We start from the raw sequence: 21,816 nt of genomic DNA on the forward strand, positions 1-21,816 counted from the left end.
GTCAGTAGGCGATGCGAATGTCGTTGAAGCCCAGATCAGCCTCATCGGCCGGCGCCTGGCCGTCTTCGAACAACAGGTTGTGGATGCGCCGGGCGCTGGCCTGGAAGTCGGAACCGCCGAGGCTGTGCAGGTCGTATTGATGGCTGTGGATCTCGGCGCGGACCCGCCCCGGATGCGGCGACAACAACAGAATGCGGTTGCCCACCACCAACGCTTCCTCGATCGAGTGGGTGACGAACAACAGGGTGAAGCGCACCTCCTCCCACAACGCCAGCAGCTCTTCCTGCATCTTGCGCCGGGTCAGTGCGTCGAGCGCGGCGAAGGGTTCGTCCATGAGCAGGATCTTCGGCTGCATGGCCAAGGCCCGGGCAATCGAAACCCGCGCTTTCATGCCGCCAGACAAGGTGTGCGGATAGGCGTCGGCGAACGCCGCCAGGCCGACTTTCTCCAGGTAGTGCAACGCCCGCTGCTCGGCTTCGGCGCGCTTGAGGGTGCCGGACACCAGCAGCGGAAACATGACGTTCTGCTTCACGGTTTTCCAGGGCGGTAACTGGTCGAACTCCTGGAACACTACGATGCGATCGGGGCCTGGCCCATGCACCGCCTGACCTTGCAGGCGGATGCTGCCTTCGCTCGGTTGAATGAAACCGGCGACGGCCTTGAGCAAGGTCGACTTGCCGCAGCCGGACGGCCCGAGCAGGACGAAGCGGTCGCCCTTGTCCACATCGAAACTGACCTGGTGGGTGGCCCGCACCACGCGCTGTGCGGTGCGGTATTCCAGGCTGAGAGAATCCACCTGCAACAACGGTGGGGTGTCTACGGGGTTGAGCTTGCTGACCGTGTGGCCTTGCAATGGGGCGGTCATGAACTCAGCTCCCCTGCAACGGCTTGTCGTCCTGGAAGAAGTAGTCCTTCCACGATTCCGGCTTGTGCTTGATGGCGCCGACCCGGTACAGGAACTCGGCCAGCGGATAGGTGTTCTTCGGCGTGATGCTGAATTCGTACTTCGGGTTGTCGATGATTTTCAGCAATTCGTCGCGGCTGATCTTGGCCTTGGTCACGCGGATATAGGTGTCTGCCGCCGCGGCTTTGTCGTGTTGGGCGAAGTCCGCTGCTTCGGCGAGCGCGTCGACGAAGGCCTTGTAGGTCTTGGGGTTGTCCGCGCGGAATTTTTCGGTGGTGAACAGCACCGTCGGCGAGTTCGGGCCGAGCAGCTCGTAGGTGTCGAGCACGACGTGGACATCCTTGTTGGCCAGCGCCTGGTCCTGGAACGGCGGGTTGGAGAAGTGCGCGTTCAGCTCGGTGCCGCCGGCCAGCAGCGCTGCGGTGGCATCTGGATGCGGGACAGCCAGGCTGTACTTGTCGAGACGGTTGTATTCCTTGTCGCCCCACTGCTTGGCTGCGGCGTATTGCAGGAAGCGCGACTGCACCGAGACACCCACCGCCGGCAGGGCGATGCGGTCTTTTTCGGTGAAGTCGGCGATGGTCTTCACGTTCGGGTTGCTGCTCAGCAGGTAGTACGGGAAGTTGCCGAGCGACGCCACGGCCTTGACGTTCTGCCGGCCGTAGGTGCGGTCCCAGATGGTCAGCAGCGGGCCGACGCCGGCGCCGACGATGTCCACCGAGCCGGACAACAGCGCATCGTTGGTCGCGGCGCCGCCGGAGAGTTGGGTCCAGTCGACCTTGATGTCGAGGCCCTGCTCCTTGCCGTGCTTCTCGATAAGACCCTGGTCGCGGACGACGTTGAGCAGCAGGTAGACGATGCCGAACTGTTCGGCGATGCGGATTTCGCCTTCGGCCTGGGCCACGCTCGGGGCGACAAGGCTGCCGGCGATCAGGCTGGCGCCCAGGCCGATACTGGCCGCGAGGCGGCTGAATGAGTTACGCATGGTGAATTCCTCGACAGGTCAGAACGGGGCGTCGCCCTGGATGGTGGTGCGGTACAGCTTGCGGCGCAGGTGCGCCGGGCAGCCGGCGGCCAGGTGGATCAACGAGCGGTTGTCCCAGAACACCAGGTCGTGGGGGCGCCATTGATGGCGGTAGATGTTCTGCTCCAGCACGCTGTGGGCGTACAGCTCGGCGAGGATCTGCCGGCTTTCGTCTTCGGGCAGGCCGACGATACGAGTGGTGAAGCCTTCGCTGACGAACAGCGCCTTGCGGCCGTTTTCCGGGTGGGTGCGGACGACCGGGTGGATGACTTCCTGAACCTGCGCCAGTTGCTCGGCAGTCAAGGTCGGGCGCCAGTTGCCTTCGAATTTGGTTTCGCTGTAGCGCGCGGTGTAGGAGTGCGCCGCACTGCGGCCTTCGACCGCCTTGCGCAGGTGTTCCGGCAGGTTGTCCCAGGCTTTGTGCATGTCGGCGAACAGGGTGTCGCCGCCTTCGCTGGGCAGTTCCTGGGCGTGCAGCATCGAACCCAGGCTCGGCAGTTCCTTGTACGACAGGTCCGAATGCCAGAACTTGCCGGCATCGCCCAGGCCGACGTTCTGGCCGTTCTCGACGATGTTGGAGACGATGAGGATTTCCGGGTGATTGGCCAGCAGGAACTGCTTTAGCACATGGATCTGCAGCACGCCGAAACGGCGGCTGAACGCGATCTGTTGTTCGGGGGTTATGCGCTGGTCGCGAAACACCAGGACATGGTGGTCGAGGTGAGCCCGGTGGATGCGGGCGAAGTCTTCGCCGTTGACCGGAAGGGACAAGTCGAGGCCGATGATCTCGGCGCCGACTGCGCCGTTGAAAGGCTGAATATCGAAGGTTTGTTGCTGCGCGCCGTCGATGGACGACAAGACGTTAGAGGCCGCTGACATGATTCACTCCCACACAGAGCGCGCCCAACAGGTGCGCGCATCGATCAAGAAACTCACGGGTTTGCCGTGTTGGTTCGTGTTCGTGCGGCGCGCCGATTGGTCGGCGGGTACGCAGGGGACTGACTATAAAGGCATAAGAAAAATTATTTAAATACCTTTAGGAAATAAGAATATTCGGGTTTTTGGGGCCCGCACCTACGGTGCTCTGTAGGAGCGAGCTTGCTCGCGATGAGCCCTCAAACGTGCCCGCTCTCACCCGGCAAAACTCCCGGCCGTCGCCTGCAACCCCGCCAACAACAACCGCTGATACACCTCCTCCTTCAACCCATCCGGCTTCTCCAGCCCCATCCGCGCCAACTGCGCCGGATAGGCCTCCGGCGCCGGTGCATCCAGCGCCGCCTTGCCCAGCTCCAACGCCTCGCTCAGCTTGAACTTGCTCTTCAGCCAGTTCAGCGCCCGCAACAGATCCCGCTCCTCGGCAGTGAAATCACAGCCCAGCGGATACTCCGGAAACAGCCGCCCATGCCGCGCGCGCAGCGCTTCCAGGCGTTGCGGCGTGTTGTCGGTAAAGCGCGCATCGAGGACGAAATCCTCCGCCAGCTTGCCGGCCTTCTGCGCCTGGGCCTGCAACTGCGGCTGGAAACGCGAGTCGCTGATCGCCAGCAGGCGGGCGATGACTTCGGCGTCGGTCTGCCCGCGCAAATCGGCGATGCCGTATTCGGTAATCACCACGTCCCGCAGGTGCCGGGGAATGGTGCAGTGGCCGTACTCCCAGACGATATTGGAATTCACCTCGCCGCCCGCCTCGCGCCAGGAGCGCAGTAGCAGGATCGAGCGCGCGCCTTCCAGCGCGTGGCCCTGGGCCACGAAGTTGTATTGCCCGCCGACGCCGCTGAGCACGCGGCCGTCTTCCAGTTGGTCGGCAACACCGGCGCCCATCAGGGTCATGGTGAACACCGTGTTGATAAAGCGGGCATCGCGGCGCTGCAACCGCTTGAGCGCTTCCTGGCCGTACAGCTCGTTGATGAAGCTGATGGCGCCCATCGCGACCCGGGCGCGGCTCTCCATCGGCAGCTCGCGCAAGCGCTGGTAGAACGCCCGCGGCCCAAGGAAAAAGCCGCCGTGCACCAGCACGCCATCGCTGTCCGCCGCCGCACCGGCATTGGCCGCCTGCTGGCGTGCTTCATCGGCATACACCGGACGCCGGACGATGCCCGCTTCGAGCAACGCCAGCAGGCCGTTGACGAACATTTCGCTGCAACCGTAGAGGCCGTGGACAAAGGGCATGACCCCGCCTTCCCGCTCGATCAGCCCTTGCCACGGCGACAGGTCCAGTTCGCCCAGCAGCGCCTGATACCCCGGGTTATCCGCCTGCCGCGCCAGCAGTGCCGCGGTCAGCGCATCGCCCATGGCGCCGATGCCGATCTGCAGCGTGCCGCCGTCGCGCACCAGGGTGCTGGCGTGCACGCCGATCAGGTGCTCCTGGGTGCTGACCGGCATGTTCGGCGTGGAAAACAGCCGACACTGTTCCGGGGCGTCGATCAGCAGGTCGAAGTCATCCCGCGCCAGCTCCGCCGTGCCAGGCATGTACGGCAGCTCGGCGTGCACCTGCCCGAGCAGCAGGATGGTTTCGCCGGCGGCGCGGCGGCGCGCGACCATCGGCAGCAAATCGAGGGTGATGTCGGGGTTGCAGCTCAGGCTCAGGTGGTCGGGGCGGGGGTCGTCCTCGGCCACCAACTGCGCGATGAGGTTCAGGCCCTTGGCGTTGATATCGCGGGCGGCATGGCTGTAGTTGCTGCTGACGTAGTCCTGCTGCGCCTGCGGGCTGTGCAGCAGGCTGCCGGGCTGGAGGAAGAACTGCTCGACGCGGATGTTCGCCGGCAACCGGCTGGCGCGCAGGTCAGTGAGGTAGTCCAGCTCCTGATAATCGGCGAACACCCGCTCGACGAAGGGTTCGAGAAAACGCCGCTGCAGGCCGTCGCCGAGATCGGGGCGGCCGAGGGTCAGCGCGGTGTAGATGGTCAGACGCCGCTCCGGCAGTTCCCGCACCCGTGCATACAGCGCGTTGACGAACCGGTTGGGCTTGCCCAGCCCCAGCGGCAACCCCATGTGAATATGCGCCGGCAATTGCGCCAGCACCTGCTCCACCGCGTCTTCGATCGAATACCTGTGCACTGTGCCGTCTCCCCGTGGCGCCCGTGAGTACAACTTGGACCGGGCGGCTGTCCGAATTACTGCACGGTAGCCAGAAACGACGAAGCCCGCACAAGGCGGGCTTCGTTGCGGGGTTCGCGAGGCTTACAGGCCGGACATCTTCTTGATGGCGCCTTTCAGGTCGTCATCCGAGCAGTCGGCGCAGGTGCCTTTTGGCGGCATGGCGTTGATGCCGGTGATCGCCTTGGCGAGGATGCCATCGAGGCCACCCTGGTGGTCGGCACGCTCTTTCCAGGCTGCGGTATCGCCGACTTTCGGCGCGCCCAGCAGACCGGTGCCATGGCAGGCATTGCAGTGCTTGGCGATGATTTCATCCGGGGTCTTGGCACCGCCGCCGCCTGCGGAGGCAGCCACTTCCATTCCCTTGCATTCCTGACCCTGGACGCAGACCTGGCCGACGGGTTCCAGTCGCTTGGCGATCTCGTCGTTGGTCGTAGCCTGAGCACTGACTGCCCAAAGGGCCACTACGGTAGCTGGTACGGCCAGCATTTTCTTGATTAGGTTCACACGTACACCCTCATGGTGGCTAGTCACGCCCGCGGCCACGGATTCGCAGGCGGCGCAAGTATAGCGGGAACCCCGGCGCACCGAAACAGCCCTACAGACTAAAGGGGTTTAGCCGCGACAATCAGCCGCGCCACGCTCTGTTCGCAAGCCTCTGTTCAGAAGTTCGCCGGGGTGGCTGCGCTGATCAACCGTGCCGGCTCATCGTAGGGATTGCGGAAGCGGTGCGGCTTGGTGCTTTCGAAATAGTAGCTGTCGCCCGCCTCGAGGATGAAGGTTTCCATGCCCACCACGAGTTCCAGCCGACCTTCGAGCAAAATGCCGGTCTCTTCGCCGTCATGGGTGAGCATTTCTTCGCCGGTGTCGGCGCCTGGCGGGTAGATCTCGTTGAGAAAGGCGATGGCGCGGCTTGGATGGCCCTTGCCGACCAGCTTCATGGTCACGGCGCCGTCCGAAATGTCGATCAGTTCGTGGGCCTTGTAGACGATCTGCTTCGGGTTTTCCGGCAGCAGGTCTTCGGAAAAAAACTCCATCATCGACATCGGAATACCGCCCAGCACCTTGCGCAGCGAGCTGATGGACGGGCTCACGCTGTTTTTCTCGATCATCGAGATGGTGCTGTTGGTCACGCCCGCGCGCTTGGCGAGTTCCCGCTGAGACAGGCCCTTGAGCTTGCGAATGGCTTGTAGTCGTTCACCGACGTCCAATGCTGGAGCCCTCCTGACGAACGTATGGGGTCGAAATGTGCGCCATCATCGCAACAGCGTTCAGTATTTACAACACTTCGACCCGCAGCTCGTCAGTGATGGCGCGTCACTCTCCGGTATAGATCAGCGGCACCCGGCGCAGGTTGCAAAAGATTTGATACGGGATGGTATCGGCCTTCGCCGCCACCTCGCTGGCCAGTACCCGCTTGCCCCACAACTCCACCGGACTGCCGAGACCGGCTTGTGGCACGTCGGTAAGGTCGATGCACAACATGTCCATGGAAACCCGCCCAATCAGCTGGCTGCGCTGGCCGGCGACCACCACCGGCGTGCCGGTTGGGGCGTGGCGTGGGTAACCATCGGCGTAGCCCATGGCGACCACACCCACCCGCGTCGGACGTTGGCTGACAAAGCGCGCGCCGTAGCCCACCGGCTCACCGGCGGGCAATTCACGCACGCTGATGACGCGGGATTTGAGGGTCATCACCGGCTTCAAAAGGTCCGCCTCGGCGTGCGAGGTTTCGAACGGGGTGGCGCCATAGAGCATGATGCCCGGACGTACCCAGTCACTCGGAATCTGTGGCCAGCCAAGCAAGGCCGGCGAGTTGCGCAGGCTGACTTCGGCATCCAGGCCCTGACGTGCGGCCTGGAACACAGCCACTTGGTCGTTGCTGGCCTGGCTGTCCAGTTCGTCGGCGCGGGCGAAGTGGCTCATCAGCACGATCTTCGACACTTTGCCGCTGGCCTGCAGCCGCTGGTACGCGGGTTGATAGTCCTTCGGATGCAGGCCCACCCGGTGCATGCCCGAGTCGAGCTTGAGCCAGACCTGAATCGGCTTGGCCAACGCAGCCTTCTCGATCGCCTCCAGTTGCCACAACGAATGCACCACGCACCAGAAATCGTGCTGGACGATCAGCGGCAGTTCGTCGGCCTCGAAGAAGCCTTCCAACAGCAGCACCGGTGCCTTGATCCCCGCCTCGCGCAGCGCCAGCGCCTCTTCGATGCAGGCCACGGCAAAACCATCGGCCTCGGCTTCCAGCGCCTGGGCGCAGCGCACCGCGCCATGCCCGTAGGCGTCAGCCTTGATCACCGCCAGGGCGCGGGCCCCGGAGAGTTGACGGGCAATCTGGAAGTTGTGGCGGAGTGCTTGCAGGTCGATCAGGGCACGGGCGGGACGCATGACGGCAGCCTTCTGGCAGTCTGTTTGAGGAAAAAAGACCCGGTGCCTGAACGGCACCGGGTGAAGACGAGAGAGCGTTACGGAAGCGCGGCAACCACCGACATTTCAACCAGGATTTCCGGTTCGCAAAGCTTGGCTTCGACCGTGGCGCGGGCCGGCGCGACGCCTTTGGGCAGCCACTTGTCCCACACCGCGTTCATGCCCTGAAAATCGGCATCGATGTCTTTCAGGTAGATGGTCACCGAAAGCAGACGGTTCTTGTCGGTGCCTGCCAGGTCCAGCAGGCGTTCGATATTGCCCAGCGTTTCACGGGTCTGTTGTTCGATCCCGGCGTTCATGTCGTTGCCCACCTGGCCCGCCAGATACAGGGTGCCGTTGTGGGTGACGATCTGACTCATGCGCTCATTGGTGAGCTGGCGCTGGATTGCCATGCTTGGCGGTCTCCTGGTGTTGTCCGTAGCGTGAAATATCGAGGCCTTCGGCACTGATCTGCGGCTTTTTCCGCGCGATCAGGTCAGCCAGCAGACGGCCGGAACCGCATGCCATGGTCCAGCCGAGCGTGCCGTGACCGGTGTTGAGGAACAGGTTGCGGAACGGTGTGGCACCCACGATCGGCGTACCGTCCGGCGTGGTCGGGCGCAGACCGGTCCAGAATTCGGCCTCGCGCAGATTGCCGCCAAGAGGATAGAGATCGTTGACGATCATCTCCAGCGTTTCGCGCCGACGCGGGTTCAGCGACAGGTCAAAACCGGCGATTTCAGCCATGCCGCCAACGCGGATGCGGTTGTCGAAACGGGTGATCGCGACCTTGTAGGTCTCGTCGAGAATAGTCGAGGTTGGCGCCATGTCCGGGTTGGTGATCGGCACGGTCAGCGAGTAACCCTTGAGCGGGTAGACCGGCGCCTTGATGCCCAGCGGCTTGAGCAGTTGCGGCGAGTAGCTGCCGAGCGCCAGCACGTAGCGGTCAGCGGTTTCCAGCTTGCCGTCGATCCACACGCCGTTGATACGGTCGCCGGCGAAGTCCAGGCGCTGGATGTTCTGGCCGAAGCGGAACTCGACGCCCAGCTTGACCGCCATTTCCGCGAGGCGGGTGGTGAACAGTTGGCAGTCGCCGGTCTGGTCATTCGGCAGGCGCAGGGCACCGGCGAGGATATCGGAAACATTGGCCAGGGCCGGCTCGACGCGGGCAATGCCCTCACGGTCCAGCAGCTCGTAAGGCACGCCGGCCTGTTCGAGGACGGCGATGTCCTTGGCGGCGTTGTCCAGTTGCGCCTGGGTGCGGAACAGTTGGGTGGTGCCGAGGGAGCGGCCTTCGTAGGCGATACCGGTTTCGGCGCGCAGCTCATCGAGGCAGTCGCGGCTGTACTCGGACAGACGCACCATGCGCTCCTTGTTCACCGCGTAGCGATTGGCGGTGCAGTTGCGCAGCATCTGGGCCATCCACAGGTACTGATCGACGTCGCCCGTGGCCTTGATGGCCAAGGGTGCGTGGCGCTCCAGCAGCCACTTGATGGCTTTCAGCGGAACGCCCGGCGCGGCCCACGGCGAGGCATAACCTGGCGACACCTGGCCGGCGTTGGCAAAACTGGTTTCCATGGCCACCGCCGGCTGGCGATCGACCACCACGACCTCGAAACCTTGCCGGGCCAGATAGTAGGCACTGGCGGTTCCGATCACACCGCTACCAAGTACCAGAACGCGCATGTTGTATCCCTCGAAGCGGCGCACCGCCGACATTTATTGTGAAAGGCATGAATGCGCGCAGTGTAAAAAACTCGAGGCAGTGCATTTCACTATATAAAAACCTATATTTGGCGAGAATTCTCGGCAAAGTCGGCTTTTACAAAGGGGCATCCACTATGAGAACCCAGCACCAAAGCAAGCGTGAACTGGACAAGATCGACCGGAATATCCTGCGCATCCTGCAGACCGACGGGCGTATTTCCTTCACCGAGCTGGGCGAAAAGGTCGGGCTTTCGACCACACCGTGCACCGAGCGGGTCCGCCGCCTGGAGCGCGAAGGCATCATCATGGGCTACAACGCCCGCCTCAATCCGCAGCACCTCAAGGGCAGCCTGCTGGTGTTCGTGGAGATCAGCCTGGACTACAAGTCCGGCGACACCTTCGAGGAATTCCGCCGCGCCGTGCTCAAGCTGCCGCACGTGCTGGAATGCCATCTGGTCTCGGGGGATTTCGACTATCTGGTGAAGGCGCGGATTTCCGAAATGGCTTCGTACCGCAAGCTGCTCGGCGACATCCTGCTGAAGCTGCCGCACGTGCGCGAATCGAAGAGCTACATCGTCATGGAAGAAGTGAAGGAAAGCCTGAACCTGCCGATTCCCGACTGATTCCTACACCAGCACCTGACGGGTGCTGGCGATGAACTGATGAACCAAGTGCTCGGCTCCCGCATCGATCATCTCTTGCGGGCCGCGCCCGCGTGGGCACGGCAAGCGCGGGGTGGTGCCAAACAGCCGGCAGATCAGCGGCCGTTCCTCGTACACCGTGCAGCCCTGGGGCCCGAGGTGCACGCAGTTGAGTTCGGCCAGCGCGGCTTCCTGCTCCTCGGCGCTCTTGCGCGGCAGGCGCGCCATCTCCTCGCTGGAGGTGGTCACCGGCCCACAGCAATCGTGACAACCCGGGACGCAGTCGAAGGAAGGAATCTGGTCGCGCAGGAAGCGAATCTTGTGGCTATTACAGGACATCGAAAGGGGCACCGGAAAGGACGGGCAAGGAAAAACCCGGCCATTTTGCCTGACGGTTGCCCGGCCACGAAAGCGCGGCATATGCTGCGTCGACTTTTATGAATCCAGACTCAGGATACCCCCCATGAACGCCCGCGTTCAGCAGCCAACCTCACACACCGCTTCCTATTACACCGCCAGCAGCGTCCCACAGCCGGACTATCCGCGTCTGACCGGCGAACTGCGCTGCGACGTCTGTGTGGTCGGCGGCGGTTACTCGGGGCTGAACACTGCCATCGAACTGGCCGACCGCGGTTTCAGCGTGATCCTGCTGGAAGCCCGCAAGGTCGGTTGGGGTGCCAGCGGACGCAATGGCGGGCAACTGATCCGCGGCGTCGGCCACGGTCTTGAGCAGTTTCACTCGGTGATCGGCGAAGATGGCGTGCGCCAGATGAAGCTGATGGGCCTGGAAGCGGTGGAAATCGTCCGACAGCGCGTCGAGCGCCACGCCATCCCCTGCGACCTGACCTGGGGCTACTGTGACCTCGCGAACAAACCCGGCGAATTCGACGATTTCGCCGAAGAAGCCCAGGCCCTGCGTGACCTTGGCTATCGCCACGAACTGCGCCTGGTCCAGCCCGAGCAGATGCACAGCGTGATCGGCTCGGACCGTTACGCCGGCGGCCTGATCGACATGGGCTCCGGCCATCTGCACCCGCTGAACCTCGCCCTCGGCGAGGCGGCGGCGGCGACGCAACTGGGCGTGCAGATTTTCGAAGAGTCCGCAGTCACCCGCATCGACTACGGCCCGCAGGTAACGGTGCACACCGAGCAAGGCAGCGTCCGCGCCAGCACCCTGGTGCTGTGCTGCAACGCCTACCTCAACGACCTCAACCGCGAACTGGGCGGCAAGGTTCTTCCCGCCGGTAGCTACATCATCGCCACCGAGCCGCTGGGCGAAGAACGGGCGCGGCAACTGCTGCCGCAGAACATGGCCGTGTGCGACCAACGGGTAACGGTGGATTACTTCCGCCTGTCCGCCGACCACCGGCTGCTGTTCGGCGGTGCCTGCCACTATTCCGGCCGAGACCCGAAGGACATCGGCGCCTACATGCGGCCGAAGATGCTCAAGGTGTTCCCGCAGTTGGCAGATGTGCGCATCGACTTCCAGTGGGGCGGGATGATAGGCATCGGCGCCAACCGCCTGCCGCAGATCGGGCGACTGCGTGAGCAACCCAATGTGTATTACGCCCAGGCGTATGCCGGGCATGGACTGAATGCCACGCACCTGGCCGGGCGGATACTGGGTGAAGCAATCAGCGGCCAGCAGAGCGGGCGTTTCGATCTGTTCGACCGTGTGCCGCACATCACCTTCCCTGGCGGCAAACACCTGCGCTCACCACTACTGGCACTGGGCATGCTCTGGCACCGGCTCAAGGCACTGGCCTGATCTGTATCACGAGCGCCAGAACGGCTTGAGCCCTTCTTCCTGTGCGGCCTCGCGGCTCAGGCCGATGTCTTTCAACTGATCGGGCGTCAGGTCGAGCAGCGCCCGGCGGGTGCGCCAGCGGTGCAGCATCAGACCCAGGCGACCCATGCCGGTCGGCGTCTTGATCAGTGATTTGCGCTGGCCTTGCTCCAGTTCGCAGCCATACAACTTCAATCGCACATCACTCAGGCCGTTCATCGCGTCACTCCTTTCAGGGTGGGAAACCGTAGAGAAAGGATGCGCGTCGGGGAAAAAGCATTACAGATCCAACCAGCGACTATTATTTCCATACAGATTTCGCAAAATTCGCTCTGAATGCTGTATTTTTCCGACATCTGTACTGGTTATGTCCTACAGGTCTGTCTGGAGTACGCTCATGACCCTCTACCTCAACCTCGCCGAACTGCTGGGCGCCCGCATCGAACAGGGCCTATATCGCCCGGGTGATCGCCTGCCGTCGATACGCGCCCTGAGCCTTGAACACGGGGTCAGCCTGAGCACGGTGCAGCAGGCCTATCGAATGCTGGAAGACAACGGCCTGGTAGCACCGCGGCCCAAGTCCGGCTACTTCGTGCCGCAGCACCGCAACCTACCGGCACTGCCGGCGATCGGTCGCCCGGCGCAGCGGCCTGTGGATATCTCCCAGTGGGAGCACGTGGTGGAGCTGGTGCGCAGCGTGCCGCGCAAGGATGTGGTGCAACTGGGGCGCGGCATGCCGGATGTCGACAGCCCGACCCTGAAACCGCTGCTGCGCAGCCTGGCCCAGCTCAGCCGCCGCCAGGACATGCCGGGCCTCTACTACGACACCATCAGCGGCAACCTGGCCCTGCGCGAGCAAGTGGCGCGGCTGATGCTCGACTCCGGCTGCACGGTGGACGCCGCTGATCTGGTGATCACCACCGGCTGCCACGAAGCGTTGTCGGCGAGCATCCGCGCCGTGTGCGAACCGGGCGACATCGTCGCGGTGGATTCGCCGAGCTTCCACGGCGCCATGCAGACCCTCAAGGGCCTGGGCATGAAGGCCATGGAAATCCCCACCGACCCGCTCACCGGCATCAGCCTCGAAGCCCTCGAACTGGCGCTGGAACAATGGCCGATCAAGCTGATCCAGGTAACGCCAAGCTGCAACAACCCGCTCGGCTACATCATGCCCGAGGCTCGCAAGCGCGCCCTGTTGAGCCTGGCCCAGCGCTTCGACGTGGCGATCCTCGAAGACGATGTGTATGGCGACCTGGCCTACACCTACCCACGACCGCGGACGATCAAGTCCTTCGACGATGACGGACGCGTGTTGCTGTGCAGTTCCTTCTCCAAGACCCTCGCCCCCGGCCTGCGCATCGGCTGGGTCGCGCCGGGACGCTACTTCGAGCGGGTGCTGCACATGAAGTACATCAGCACCGGCAGCACCGCGCCGCAGCCGCAACTGGCGATCGCCGACTTCATCGAGGCCGGCCATTACCAGCCCCACCTGCGACGCATGCGCAGCCAGTACCAGCGCGGTCGCGACCAGATGATCGACTGGGTCACCCGCTACTTCCCGCAAGGCACGCGGGTCAGCCGGCCGCAGGGCAGCTTCCTGCTCTGGGTCGAATTGCCCGAGCACTTCGACACCCTGCGTCTGAATCGCGCCCTGCTCGGGCAAGGCGTACAGATCGCCATGGGCAGCATCTTTTCCGCCTCGGGCAAGTACCGCAATTGCCTGCGCATGAACTACGCCGCCCGGCCGAGCCCGGCGATCGAAGCCGCGGTGCGCACCGTCGGCGAAACCGCCATTCGTCTACTGGCCGAGGAGGTAATCGCCGGGTAACGTTGCGCCGCTTCGCGCGGTCTACAGTTCAACTGCCCCGCGACCACGGAATCCTCATTTGACCAGTCATCGGCTCCTGCCCTTTCTGCTCACCCTGCTGCTCGCCCTCAGTGGCTGTGCCAGCGTCAGCGTGCCGCGCGATGTCAGCCAGGCCCTGCCGGCCAGCGACTCGGCGTTCGGCCGTTCGGTGCAACGCCAGGCCGCGGCGTATGACGGGCGCTCCGGCTTTCGCCTGCTGCCCAACAGTAACGAAGCCTTCCGCGCCCGCGCCGAACTGGTCCGCAACGCGCAAAGCAGCATCGACCTGCAGTACTACATCGTCAACGACGGCCTCAGCACCCGCGCGCTGGTGCACGAACTGCTGGCCGCCGCCGACCGCGGCGTGCGGGTGCGCATCCTGCTCGACGACACCACCAGCGATGGCCAGGACACCCAGATGGGCGTACTGGCCGCCCATCCGAACATCCAGATCCGCGTGTTCAACCCGCTGCAACTGGGCCGCACCACCGGCGTCACCCGAGCCATGGGCCGGCTGTTCAACCTCTCGCGCCAGCACCGGCGAATGCACAACAAGCTGTGGCTGGTGGACAACAGCATGGCCATCGTCGGCGGACGCAACCTGGGCGACGCCTATTTCGACGCCGAGCCGAACCTGAACTTCACCGACATCGACCTGCTGGGTGTCGGCCCGGTCGCCGAGCAACTGGGGCACAGCTTCGACCAATACTGGAACAGTGCCCTGAGCCAGCCCATCGGTGATTTCCTCTACCGCCAGCCGGACGCCGACGACCTGCGCGCCAGCCGCCAGCGCCTGGAGCAGTCACTGATCGAGGCGCGGCTGCAGCACAAACAACTCTACGACCGGCTGATGGCCTACCAGACCCAGCCGCGCCTCGACCTCTGGCGCAACGAACTGATCTGGGCCCACAGCCAGGCCCTGTGGGATGCGCCGAGCAAGGTGCTGGCCGACGACGAGCCGGACCCGCAGTTGCTGATGAGCCAGCAACTGGCGCCGGATCTCAACAACGTGCGCCATGAACTGATACTGATCTCGGCGTACTTCGTGCCCCGCGAGCCTGGCCTGCTGTCCCTGACCGGCCGCGCCGACGCCGGCGTCTCGGTGAGCCTGCTGACCAACTCCCTGGAAGCCACCGACGTACCCGCCGTGCACGGTGGCTACGCGCCTTATCGCAAGGCGTTGCTGGAACATGGCGTGAAGCTCTTCGAATTGCGGCGCCAGCCCGGTGATCCTGGGCAACCGCGCTACAGCGTCAGGGGCGGCTCGGATTCGAGCCTGCACAGCAAGGCCATCGTCTTCGACCGCCAGAAGACCTTCATCGGCTCGTTCAACTTCGACCCGCGCTCGGTGCTGTGGAACACCGAAGTCGGGGTGCTGGTGGACAGCCCGGAACTCGCGCAATACACCCGCGACCTGGCGATCCAGGGCACGGCGCCAGCGGTGGCGTATCAGGTGAAATTGCAGGACGGAAAGCTGGTATGGGTCACCGAGGACAACGGCCAGCAACGTGTGCTGACCACCGAACCCGGCGGCCTGTGGCGACGATTCAATGCGTGGATCACCAAGGCTGTCGGGTTGGAGAAGATGCTCTAAGCCGCTGCCGGCTCGAACGCATTGGGACGGCGCGACAAAAGCACCAGGCCCAACGCCCCAATGGCCATGAACCACGGCAACGCATGTCCGCTGACCCACTGGCTACCCGCCCCCGCAGCCAGCGGCCCGATCAGGCAACCGATGCCCCAGAGCTGCGCCACATGGGCGTTGGCACGCACCAGCGCATCGTCGCGAAAGCGCTCGCCGATCAGGATCAGCGACAAGGTGAACAAGCCGCCGGCGCTGGCGCCGAACAACACCCACATCGGCCAGATTAGCGGCGTCTGCAACAGCAGCGGAATGGCGATGCTGGACAGCGCCAGAGTCAGCGCGCAGCCACTGAACAAGGTACGCCGGGAGATGCGGTCGGCCAGCGCGCCGATCGGCAGTTGCAGTACCGCATCGCCCACCACCACGGTGCTGACCATGAACAGCGCGACCTCGGCGGTGAAACCCTGTTGCAGGCAGTACACCGGCAACAGGGGCAGAATCATCGCCTCGAACGCGGCGAACAAGGCAATGGCCCAAGCGATCACCGGCAGGTTGCGGCAGAAGCCGAACAGGTCGCGGAACGTCACCGCACCGGCCTCGGTGCTCGGCGCGCCACTGCGCCCGAACAGCAACAGCGGCGACACCAGCAGCAAGCCGACGCCGATCCAGAAGCCCAGGTCATTCTCCGAACCGACCACGCCGAGCAGCAACGGCCCCGCGAGCTGGCTCAAGGCATAACTGCTGCCGTACAGCGCCACCAGGCGCCCGCGCCATTGCTCCACCACCAACTGGTTGATCCAGCTTTCGCCAAGGATGAACACGATGGTGAGGACCACGCCGATCAGCAAACGCAGCACCAGCCACACCGGATAGCTGGGCAACAGCCCCAGCGCACCGATCGACAGCGCGCCAGCCCACAGGCACAAGCGCATCAGCCCCGGCGTACCGAAGTAGGCCGCCAAGCGGCTGGACAGACTGGCGCCCAACAACACGCCAATCGCCGGCATCGCCGCCATCACACCGATGGCGAAGCTGCCGTAGCCCCAGCTTTCCAGGCGCAAGGACACCAGCGGCATGCTGACGCCCAGCGCCAGGCCGACACTGAGCACCGCCGCCAACACGGCGAAGTAAGTCCCCCAACGCATTTCACGCTCCTCGTAGATTTTCAGACGGCACAGACGACACAGCCGGGCCTGCTTTGCGGCAGGCCCGGCTGTGCGACCGGATCGGACGGGCGCGGCTCAAGGCCGCGCCTGTGCTGTTACAACTTGATCCAGGTGGCTTTCAGCTCGGTGTACTTGTCCAGCGCGTGCAGCGACTTGTCGCGGCCGTTTCCGGACTGCTTGAAGCCACCGAACGGCGCGGTCATGTCGCCGCCGTCGTACTGGTTGACCCAGACGCTGCCGGCGCGCAGCGCCTTGGCGGTCTGGTGGGCCTTGGTGATGTTCGCGGTCCATACACCGGCGGCCAGGCCGTACTGGGTATCGTTGGCGATGGCGATGGCTTCCTCGACGGTGTCGAAGGTGATGACCGACAGCACTGGGCCGAAGATCTCTTCCTTGGCGATGCGCATGGCGTTGTTCACGCCGTCGAAGATGGTCGGCTCGACGTAAGTGCCGCCGGTTTCTTCAAGGATGCGCTTGCCGCCCGCCACCAGCTTGGCGCCGTCGGCGTGGGCCGACTCGATGTAGCCGAGCACGGTGTTCATCTGCTGGGTGTCCACCAGCGCGCCGACGGTGGTCGCCGGGTCCAGCGGGTTGCCCGGTTTCCAGGCCTTCAGTGCTTCCAGCACCATCGGCAGGAACTGGTCCTTGATCGAACGCTCCACCAGCAGGCGCGAGCCGGCGGTGCAGACTTCGCCCTGGTTGAACGCGATGGCGCTGGCAGCAGCTTCAGCAGCGGCTTTCAGGTCCGGGGCGTCAGCGAAGACGATGTTCGGGCTCTTGCCGCCGGCTTCCATCCAGACGCGCTTCATGTTCGATTCGCCAGCGTAAATCATCAGTTGCTTGGCGATCTTGGTCGAACCGGTGAACACCAGGGTATCGACGTCCATGTGCAGGGCCAGGGCCTTGCCGACGGTGTGACCGAAACCTGGCAGCACGTTCAGCACGCCAGCCGGGATACCGGCATCTACCGCCAGTTGGGCGATGCGGATGGCGGTCAGTGGGGATTTTTCGGACGGCTTGAGGATCACCGAGTTACCGGTGGCCAGCGCCGGGCCGAGTTTCCAGCAGGCCATCAGCAGCGGGAAGTTCCACGGCACGATGGCGGCGACAACGCCCACCGGCTCGCGGGTCACCAGACCAAGCTGGTCATGCGCGGTCGGCGCGACTTCGTCGTACACCTTGTCGATGGCTTCGCCGTTCCAGGCCAGCGCGTTGGCGGCGGCCGGGATGTCGATGGTCGACGAATCGCCGATCGGCTTGCCCATGTCCAGGGTTTCCAGCAGCGCCAGCTCTTCTACGTTCTGCTTGAGCAGGTTGGCGAAGCGGATCAGGGTGGCCTTGCGCTTGGCCGGCGCCATGCGCGACCAGACACCGGAGTTGAAGGTGGCGCGGGCGTTTTCCACGGCGCGCTGGGCATCAGCTTCATCGCAACTGGCGATGTGCGCCAGGAGGCGTCCGTCGACCGGGCTGGAGCACTCGAACGTCGCGTTCGAGACAGCAGCGGTGTATTCACCATTGATGAAAGCACGGCCTTCGATCTTCAGTTGCTGGGCACGCTGTTCCCAGTCCGCACGCGTCAGGGTGGTCATACCAAACTCCTCCTGTTGTAGAGATGCAGCGCTGCACGTGAGGTCGGCGACGCTGTCGGAAAATTCTGCTGGAGCGGTCATCGCTCTACAGCATTCGACACCCTAAACTACTGACACACGCATTATCAATATATTTGACACTTTGCCGATAAATGCTTAGTGATGTTCAATTTATTTAACAATAAGGCGAGCCGCTTCATGAATATCCAGCAGATTGTCGATTTTTCCCACGCCCTGACCGAAGTCGAACGCTACCGCCCCGCCGCCGAAAAGGTGCTTAAGGGCGACCCTGAGCAGGCGGTCTACAACCACTACGCCAGCCCGTGTGGCCAATTTGCTGCTGGCGTGTGGGAAGGTGCGGAGGGGCAATGGACCGTCAACTACACCGAACACGAATACTGCGAAATCGTTTATGGCGTCTCGGTCCTGCGCGACGAACAGGGCCAGGCCAAGACGCTGCGGGCCGGTGATCGCTTCGTGATTCCCGCCGGTTTCAAAGGCACCTGGGAAGTGCTCGAGCCATGCCGCAAGATCTACGTGATGTTCGAGCAGAAATAGATAACTACCGCCGGGCGCAACCGGGGCGGGAGGAGCATGGCGCGGTCCATTTCGGACATCGACCCTACAAGGAAGACGCGCCATGACCAATGAAGAAGTGCTGGTAGTACTCCAGCACCTGATCGGCACCCCCTACCTCACGTGCACCAAGGCGCAGATCGGCGAACTGACCGGCCGCACTCGCATTGTCGCCTCTGGAGAAGCCACCACCCTGGACTACGACCTCGACCGTATCCATGTCTTCACCAGCGACAGCGGTGTGGTCGAAGGCTTCAATTTCGGTTGAACGCCCTGAAATGGAAAAACGCCCGGCACTGCGCCGGGCGTTTTTTTGCGCATAAAAAAAGCCCGTATCCGGAGATACGGGCTTTTTCTGAAAACCAGACCAATTACTTGATCTTGGCTTCCTTGTACGTCACGTGCTTACGGACGACCGGATCGTATTTCTTGATCTCGATCTTGTCCGGAGTAGTGCGTTTGTTCTTGTCGGTGGTGTAGAAGTGGCCAGTACCAGCGCTCGACACCAAACGGATCAATTCACGCATGACTTTCTCCCTTAAACCTTGATGCCGTTACGGCGAATTTCGACCAGAACGACGTCAATGCCGCGCTTGTCGATGATACGCATGCCTTTGGCGGAAACGCGCAGACGCACGAAACGCTTCTCGGACTCGACCCAGAAGCGATGATGCTGCAGGTTCGGCAGGAAACGACGACGGGTTTTGTTGTTTGCGTGGGAAATATTGTTCCCGGTTACTGGACCCTTACCAGTAACTTGACAGACTCTCGACATGCCTCAGCCCTCTAAAACCACATGCCCAACCCGGCATGGGTTGGCCGCTTAATCTCTCAGTCTTTGGCGCCAGGCGCCGTGATTCTTCGGGGTCTTACCGGCTACACCCGAGGATGCTACACACCGGGCCCCTAGAAAAGAGCGCTGCTTTATACCAGAAACACCAGAGCACAACAACACAAGATGTGAATTGCCCTCCCCGCTCCCGGGCCCGTCCTGCAAGCTACAGGGCCTGCGGGGCAGACAACCGCTCGTCGCGAAACTGCTGAAAAATCAGTTGGCGTTTGTAATCCAGCGCACTAGGGTAGGACTTTTCCAAACTGCACAGGCAGATGGGCCATCGTTCAGCCTGAGGAATTCCTATGCGTCCCGCCGTTCTACCCCTGTTGTTCGCCGCCCTGCTCGGTCCCGCCGCGGCACAGGCCGCCGCCCTCAGCGTGTGCACCGAGGCCAGTCCGGAAGGATTCGATGTGGTCCAGTACAACGCGCTGACCACCACCAACGCCTCCGCCGACGTGCTGATGAACCGCCTGGTGGAGTTCGATGCGGCCACCGGCAAGGTCGTGCCGAGCCTGGCCGAAAGCTGGACCGTCTCCCCCGATGGCCTGGTCTACGAGTTCAAGCTGCGCCCGGAAGTGAAATTCCACACCACCGCGTACTTCAAGCCCAGCCGCAACCTGAACGCCGACGACGTGCTGTTCAGCTTCCAGCGCATGCTCTACCCCGCGCACTCGTGGCACAAGATCGCCCAGAGCGGTTTTCCTCACGCCCAGTCCCTGCAACTGCCTGATCTGATCAAGCAGGTCGAGGCGCCAGACCCGCTGAGCGTGCGTTTCACCCTGAGCCACCCGGACGCGACCTTCCTCGCCACCCTGAGCATGGGCTTCGCCTCGATCTACCCGGCCGAATACGCCGATCAACTGCTCAAGGCCGGTACTCCGGAGAAGCTCAACAGCCAGCCAATCGGCACCGGACCTTTCGTCTTCACCCGTTTCCAGAAAGACGCCAGCATTCGCTACAAGGCCAACCCGGACTATTTCGCCGGCAAACCCGCCGTCGACCCGCTGATCTTCGCCATCACCCCGGACGCCAACGTGCGCCTGCAGAAACTGCGGCGCAACGAATGCCAGATCGCCCTCTCGCCCAAGCCGCTGGACATCGCTGCGGCGGCTGGCGATGCGAGCCTGAAGGTCGAAAAAACCGAAGCCTTCATGACCGCCTTCGTCGCCATCAATAGCCAGCACCCGCCGCTGGACAAACCCGAAGTGCGCCAGGCGATCAACCTCGCCTTCGACAAGGACAGCTACCTCAAGGCCGTGTTCGAAGGCACCGCCGTGGCCGCCAACGGGCCTTTCCCGCCGAACACCTGGAGCTACGACAAAACGTTGCCCGGCTACCCCACAGACCTGGCCAAAGCTCAGGAACTGTTGAAAAAAGCCGGCCTGCCCGACGGTTTCAGCACCACCCTCTGGACCCGCCCGTCCGGCAGCCTGCTCAACCCCAACCCGAGCCTGGGCGCGCAATTGCTGCAGGCGGACCTGGCGAAGATCGGCATCAAGGCCGAGATCCGCGTGATCGAGTGGGGCGAGCTGATTCGTCGGGCCAAGGCCGGCGAGCATGATTTGCTGTTCATGGGCTGGGCCGGCGACAACGGCGACCCGGACAACTTCCTCAGCCCGCAATTCTCCTGCGCCGCGGTCACCTCCGGGACCAACTTCGCCCGCTATTGCGACCCGCGCCTGGACCAGTTGATCAGCGCCGGCAAGACCACCAGCGACCAGAGCGTGCGCAGCCGGCTTTACCAGCAGGCCCAGGCGCAGATCCAGCAACAGGCGCTGTGGCTGCCGCTGGCGCACCCCACCGCCGCCGTGCTGATGCGCAGCGGCGTTGAGGGCTATCAGGTCAGCCCGTTCGGTCGCCAGGACTTCTCCGGGGTCAAAGTGGATCGCTGAAGAAACAGCCGTGCTCGCGCATCGACAGCGGCTCGCCGTCGCCGATGATGAAGTGGTCGAGCACGCGCACATCGATCATTTCGAGCGCGTCCCGCAGCCGCAAGGTCAGGCGAATATCCGCCTGACTCGGCTCGGGATTACCGGAGGGATGGTTGTGGCACAGAATCAACGCCGCCGCGTTGCGTGCCAAGGCCCGCTTGAGCACCTGCCGTGGATAAACGTTGGCGCTGTCGATCGAGCCATGGAAGAGTGCTTCGAAGGCCAGCGGGCGGTGCTTGGTGTCGAGGAAAAGGCAGCCGAACACTTCATGTTTCTCGTGCCTCAATTGCGCCTTCAGATAGGCCCTGACCCCCGACGGGTTTTCCAGCGCCGCGCTGTGGTTGAGGTGCTCGCCCAGATGACGCCTCGCCATTTCCATCACCGCCTGTAGCTGGGCGTACTTGGCCGGCCCCAGCCCCAGCTCCTTGTTGAAGCACGGCTGATCCGCTTCCAGCAACCCCCGCAGCCCGCCAAAGCGGCTCAACAGGTGCCGGGCCAAATCCACCGCACTGCGCCCTCGCACCCCCGTCCGCAGGAAAATAGCCAACAACTCCCCATCCGAGAGACTCGCGGCTCCTTGCCCCAACAGTCTTTCCCGTGGCCGTTCTGCCACGGGCCAGTCCCTGATACTCATGACAATTTCCCTCTGTCTGTCCGTTACTGCTCCCGGCGCTCTTGCAGGGAGCAGCCCTGTGATATCTTAGCGGCCACTTTTTGCGCAGCG

General features: G+C 63.4%; 23 protein-coding genes. 7 read left to right on the forward strand and 16 right to left on the reverse strand.

The window, feature by feature from the left end; translation table 11 throughout:
• Position 1 precedes the first annotated feature (1 nt).
• The 9 genes from HWV67_RS23695 to dadA all read right to left on the reverse strand — a co-directional run bounded on the left by HWV67_RS23695 (position 2) and on the right by dadA (position 9,116).
• Positions 2 to 865 carry an ABC transporter ATP-binding protein gene (locus HWV67_RS23695; RefSeq protein WP_175653023.1) on the reverse strand — a complete coding sequence of 288 codons (864 nt, stop codon included), beginning with the start codon at positions 863 to 865 and terminating at the stop codon, positions 2 to 4.
• A gap of 4 nt (positions 866 to 869) precedes the next feature.
• Positions 870 to 1,889, reverse strand: coding sequence for an ABC transporter substrate-binding protein (locus tag HWV67_RS23700; protein ID WP_110971712.1), 1,020 nt, complete (start codon positions 1,887 to 1,889; stop codon positions 870 to 872).
• Positions 1,890 to 1,907: 18 nt separating this feature from the next.
• Positions 1,908 to 2,807 carry a TauD/TfdA dioxygenase family protein gene (locus HWV67_RS23705; RefSeq protein WP_175653024.1) on the reverse strand — a complete coding sequence of 300 codons (900 nt, stop codon included), beginning with the start codon at positions 2,805 to 2,807 and terminating at the stop codon, positions 1,908 to 1,910.
• A 252-nt stretch (positions 2,808 to 3,059) separates the two neighbouring features.
• Positions 3,060 to 4,982 (reverse strand): acetyl-CoA hydrolase/transferase family protein, encoded by a 1,923-nt coding sequence (locus HWV67_RS23710; RefSeq protein WP_175653025.1) that lies wholly within the window; start codon positions 4,980 to 4,982, stop codon positions 3,060 to 3,062.
• Between the two features lie 123 nt (positions 4,983 to 5,105).
• A complete protein-coding gene (locus tag HWV67_RS23715; protein WP_095159010.1) occupies positions 5,106 to 5,510 on the reverse strand; it encodes a c-type cytochrome in 405 nt (134 codons plus the stop codon).
• A 173-nt stretch (positions 5,511 to 5,683) separates the two neighbouring features.
• Entirely contained in the window at positions 5,684 to 6,232 is a 549-nt protein-coding gene (locus HWV67_RS23720; protein WP_110971715.1) for a cupin domain-containing protein, read from the reverse strand.
• A 106-nt stretch (positions 6,233 to 6,338) separates the two neighbouring features.
• Entirely contained in the window at positions 6,339 to 7,412 is a 1,074-nt protein-coding gene (alr, locus tag HWV67_RS23725) for an alanine racemase (RefSeq protein WP_175653026.1), read from the reverse strand.
• A 77-nt stretch (positions 7,413 to 7,489) separates the two neighbouring features.
• On the reverse strand, positions 7,490 to 7,843 hold the full coding sequence (locus HWV67_RS23730) for a RidA family protein (RefSeq protein ID WP_095158986.1): 354 nt from the start codon (positions 7,841 to 7,843) through the stop codon (positions 7,490 to 7,492).
• Complete coding sequence (gene dadA, locus HWV67_RS23735) at positions 7,815 to 9,116, reverse strand: D-amino acid dehydrogenase (protein WP_175653027.1); 1,302 nt, start codon at positions 9,114 to 9,116, stop codon at positions 7,815 to 7,817. The genes HWV67_RS23730 and dadA overlap by 29 nt, the downstream gene beginning before the upstream one ends.
• A gap of 155 nt (positions 9,117 to 9,271) precedes the next feature.
• On the opposite strand from dadA, the gene dadR reads away from it, so the two are divergent.
• Positions 9,272 to 9,760, forward strand: a complete 489-nt coding sequence (dadR, locus tag HWV67_RS23740; RefSeq protein WP_042121505.1) for a transcriptional regulator DadR — start codon at positions 9,272 to 9,274, stop codon at positions 9,758 to 9,760.
• Positions 9,761 to 9,763: 3 nt separating this feature from the next.
• Here the strand turns inward: dadR and HWV67_RS23745 are convergent, their stop codons facing one another.
• Positions 9,764 to 10,117 carry a YkgJ family cysteine cluster protein gene (locus tag HWV67_RS23745; RefSeq protein WP_110971717.1) on the reverse strand — a complete coding sequence of 118 codons (354 nt, stop codon included), beginning with the start codon at positions 10,115 to 10,117 and terminating at the stop codon, positions 9,764 to 9,766.
• Positions 10,118 to 10,241: 124 nt separating this feature from the next.
• Here HWV67_RS23745 and HWV67_RS23750 point away from each other — a divergent pair, with 124 nt between their 5' ends.
• Positions 10,242 to 11,546, forward strand: coding sequence for an NAD(P)/FAD-dependent oxidoreductase (locus HWV67_RS23750; protein WP_175653028.1), 1,305 nt, complete (start codon positions 10,242 to 10,244; stop codon positions 11,544 to 11,546).
• A 6-nt stretch (positions 11,547 to 11,552) separates the two neighbouring features.
• On the opposite strand, the gene HWV67_RS23755 is transcribed toward HWV67_RS23750, so the two are convergent.
• Entirely contained in the window at positions 11,553 to 11,783 is a 231-nt protein-coding gene (locus tag HWV67_RS23755; RefSeq protein WP_110971719.1) for a DUF1127 domain-containing protein, read from the reverse strand.
• Between the two features lie 178 nt (positions 11,784 to 11,961).
• Between HWV67_RS23755 and HWV67_RS23760 the strand changes: the two genes are divergently transcribed.
• Positions 11,962 to 13,392 carry an aminotransferase-like domain-containing protein gene (locus HWV67_RS23760; RefSeq protein WP_175653029.1) on the forward strand — a complete coding sequence of 477 codons (1,431 nt, stop codon included), beginning with the start codon at positions 11,962 to 11,964 and terminating at the stop codon, positions 13,390 to 13,392.
• A 58-nt stretch (positions 13,393 to 13,450) separates the two neighbouring features.
• Complete coding sequence (locus tag HWV67_RS23765) at positions 13,451 to 15,004, forward strand: phospholipase D family protein (protein ID WP_175653030.1); 1,554 nt, start codon at positions 13,451 to 13,453, stop codon at positions 15,002 to 15,004.
• On the opposite strand, the gene HWV67_RS23770 is transcribed toward HWV67_RS23765, so the two are convergent.
• Both HWV67_RS23770 and HWV67_RS23775 read right to left on the reverse strand, forming a co-directional pair.
• The gene (locus HWV67_RS23770; protein ID WP_175653031.1) at positions 15,001 to 16,140 is read right to left on the reverse strand and encodes an MFS transporter; all 1,140 of its coding nucleotides are present in this window, start codon (positions 16,138 to 16,140) and stop codon (positions 15,001 to 15,003) included. The two genes, HWV67_RS23765 and HWV67_RS23770, sit on opposite strands and share 4 nt — an antisense overlap.
• A 116-nt stretch (positions 16,141 to 16,256) precedes the next feature.
• Positions 16,257 to 17,750: an aldehyde dehydrogenase gene (locus HWV67_RS23775; protein WP_175653032.1), complete on the reverse strand. Its 1,494-nt coding sequence runs from the start codon at positions 17,748 to 17,750 to the stop codon at positions 16,257 to 16,259.
• Positions 17,751 to 17,948: 198 nt separating this feature from the next.
• On the opposite strand from HWV67_RS23775, the gene HWV67_RS23780 reads away from it, so the two are divergent.
• Entirely contained in the window at positions 17,949 to 18,308 is a 360-nt protein-coding gene (locus HWV67_RS23780) for a cupin domain-containing protein (RefSeq protein ID WP_095158972.1), read from the forward strand.
• An 82-nt stretch (positions 18,309 to 18,390) separates the two neighbouring features.
• A complete protein-coding gene (locus tag HWV67_RS23785) occupies positions 18,391 to 18,594 on the forward strand; it encodes a hypothetical protein (protein ID WP_175653033.1) in 204 nt (67 codons plus the stop codon).
• A 103-nt stretch (positions 18,595 to 18,697) separates the two neighbouring features.
• On the opposite strand, the gene rpmG is transcribed toward HWV67_RS23785, so the two are convergent.
• Entirely contained in the window at positions 18,698 to 18,853 is a 156-nt protein-coding gene (rpmG, locus tag HWV67_RS23790; protein WP_021702025.1) for a 50S ribosomal protein L33, read from the reverse strand.
• Positions 18,854 to 18,864: 11 nt separating this feature from the next.
• The gene (rpmB, locus tag HWV67_RS23795; RefSeq protein ID WP_095158970.1) at positions 18,865 to 19,101 is read right to left on the reverse strand and encodes a 50S ribosomal protein L28; all 237 of its coding nucleotides are present in this window, start codon (positions 19,099 to 19,101) and stop codon (positions 18,865 to 18,867) included.
• A gap of 362 nt (positions 19,102 to 19,463) precedes the next feature.
• Between rpmB and HWV67_RS23800 the strand changes: the two genes are divergently transcribed.
• Positions 19,464 to 21,053, forward strand: coding sequence for an ABC transporter substrate-binding protein (locus tag HWV67_RS23800; RefSeq protein ID WP_175653034.1), 1,590 nt, complete (start codon positions 19,464 to 19,466; stop codon positions 21,051 to 21,053).
• On the opposite strand, the gene radC is transcribed toward HWV67_RS23800, so the two are convergent.
• Positions 21,037 to 21,726, reverse strand: coding sequence for a RadC family protein (gene radC / locus HWV67_RS23805; protein ID WP_175653035.1), 690 nt, complete (start codon positions 21,724 to 21,726; stop codon positions 21,037 to 21,039). The two genes, HWV67_RS23800 and radC, sit on opposite strands and share 17 nt — an antisense overlap.
• Positions 21,727 to 21,816: the final 90 nt, after the last annotated feature.

It is taken from the genome of Pseudomonas sp. Marseille-P9899, from assembly GCF_903166565.1.
Classification (GTDB): Bacteria; Pseudomonadota; Gammaproteobacteria; order Pseudomonadales; family Pseudomonadaceae; genus Aquipseudomonas; species Aquipseudomonas huaxiensis.

Coding starts and splice junctions, on each gene's coding strand:
- HWV67_RS23695 (WP_175653023.1), bottom strand. CDS start 865: ATGACCGCCCCATTGCAAGGCCACACGGTCAGCAAGCTCAACCCCGTA.
- HWV67_RS23700 (WP_110971712.1), bottom strand. CDS start 1,889: ATGCGTAACTCATTCAGCCGCCTCGCGGCCAGTATCGGCCTGGGCGCC.
- HWV67_RS23705 (WP_175653024.1), bottom strand. CDS start 2,807: ATGTCAGCGGCCTCTAACGTCTTGTCGTCCATCGACGGCGCGCAGCAA.
- HWV67_RS23715 (WP_095159010.1), bottom strand. CDS start 5,510: ATGCTGGCCGTACCAGCTACCGTAGTGGCCCTTTGGGCAGTCAGTGCT.
- alr (WP_175653026.1), bottom strand. CDS start 7,412: ATGCGTCCCGCCCGTGCCCTGATCGACCTGCAAGCACTCCGCCACAAC.
- HWV67_RS23730 (WP_095158986.1), bottom strand. CDS start 7,843: ATGGCAATCCAGCGCCAGCTCACCAATGAGCGCATGAGTCAGATCGTC.
- dadA (WP_175653027.1), bottom strand. CDS start 9,116: ATGCGCGTTCTGGTACTTGGTAGCGGTGTGATCGGAACCGCCAGTGCC.
- dadR (WP_042121505.1), top strand. CDS start 9,272: ATGAGAACCCAGCACCAAAGCAAGCGTGAACTGGACAAGATCGACCGG.
- HWV67_RS23745 (WP_110971717.1), bottom strand. CDS start 10,117: ATGTCCTGTAATAGCCACAAGATTCGCTTCCTGCGCGACCAGATTCCT.
- HWV67_RS23750 (WP_175653028.1), top strand. CDS start 10,242: ATGAACGCCCGCGTTCAGCAGCCAACCTCACACACCGCTTCCTATTAC.
- HWV67_RS23755 (WP_110971719.1), bottom strand. CDS start 11,783: ATGAACGGCCTGAGTGATGTGCGATTGAAGTTGTATGGCTGCGAACTG.
- HWV67_RS23760 (WP_175653029.1), top strand. CDS start 11,962: ATGACCCTCTACCTCAACCTCGCCGAACTGCTGGGCGCCCGCATCGAA.
- HWV67_RS23770 (WP_175653031.1), bottom strand. CDS start 16,140: ATGCGTTGGGGGACTTACTTCGCCGTGTTGGCGGCGGTGCTCAGTGTC.
- HWV67_RS23775 (WP_175653032.1), bottom strand. CDS start 17,750: ATGACCACCCTGACGCGTGCGGACTGGGAACAGCGTGCCCAGCAACTG.
- HWV67_RS23780 (WP_095158972.1), top strand. CDS start 17,949: ATGAATATCCAGCAGATTGTCGATTTTTCCCACGCCCTGACCGAAGTC.
- HWV67_RS23785 (WP_175653033.1), top strand. CDS start 18,391: ATGACCAATGAAGAAGTGCTGGTAGTACTCCAGCACCTGATCGGCACC.
- rpmG (WP_021702025.1), bottom strand. CDS start 18,853: ATGCGTGAATTGATCCGTTTGGTGTCGAGCGCTGGTACTGGCCACTTC.
- rpmB (WP_095158970.1), bottom strand. CDS start 19,101: ATGTCGAGAGTCTGTCAAGTTACTGGTAAGGGTCCAGTAACCGGGAAC.
- HWV67_RS23800 (WP_175653034.1), top strand. CDS start 19,464: ATGCGTCCCGCCGTTCTACCCCTGTTGTTCGCCGCCCTGCTCGGTCCC.
- radC (WP_175653035.1), bottom strand. CDS start 21,726: ATGAGTATCAGGGACTGGCCCGTGGCAGAACGGCCACGGGAAAGACTG.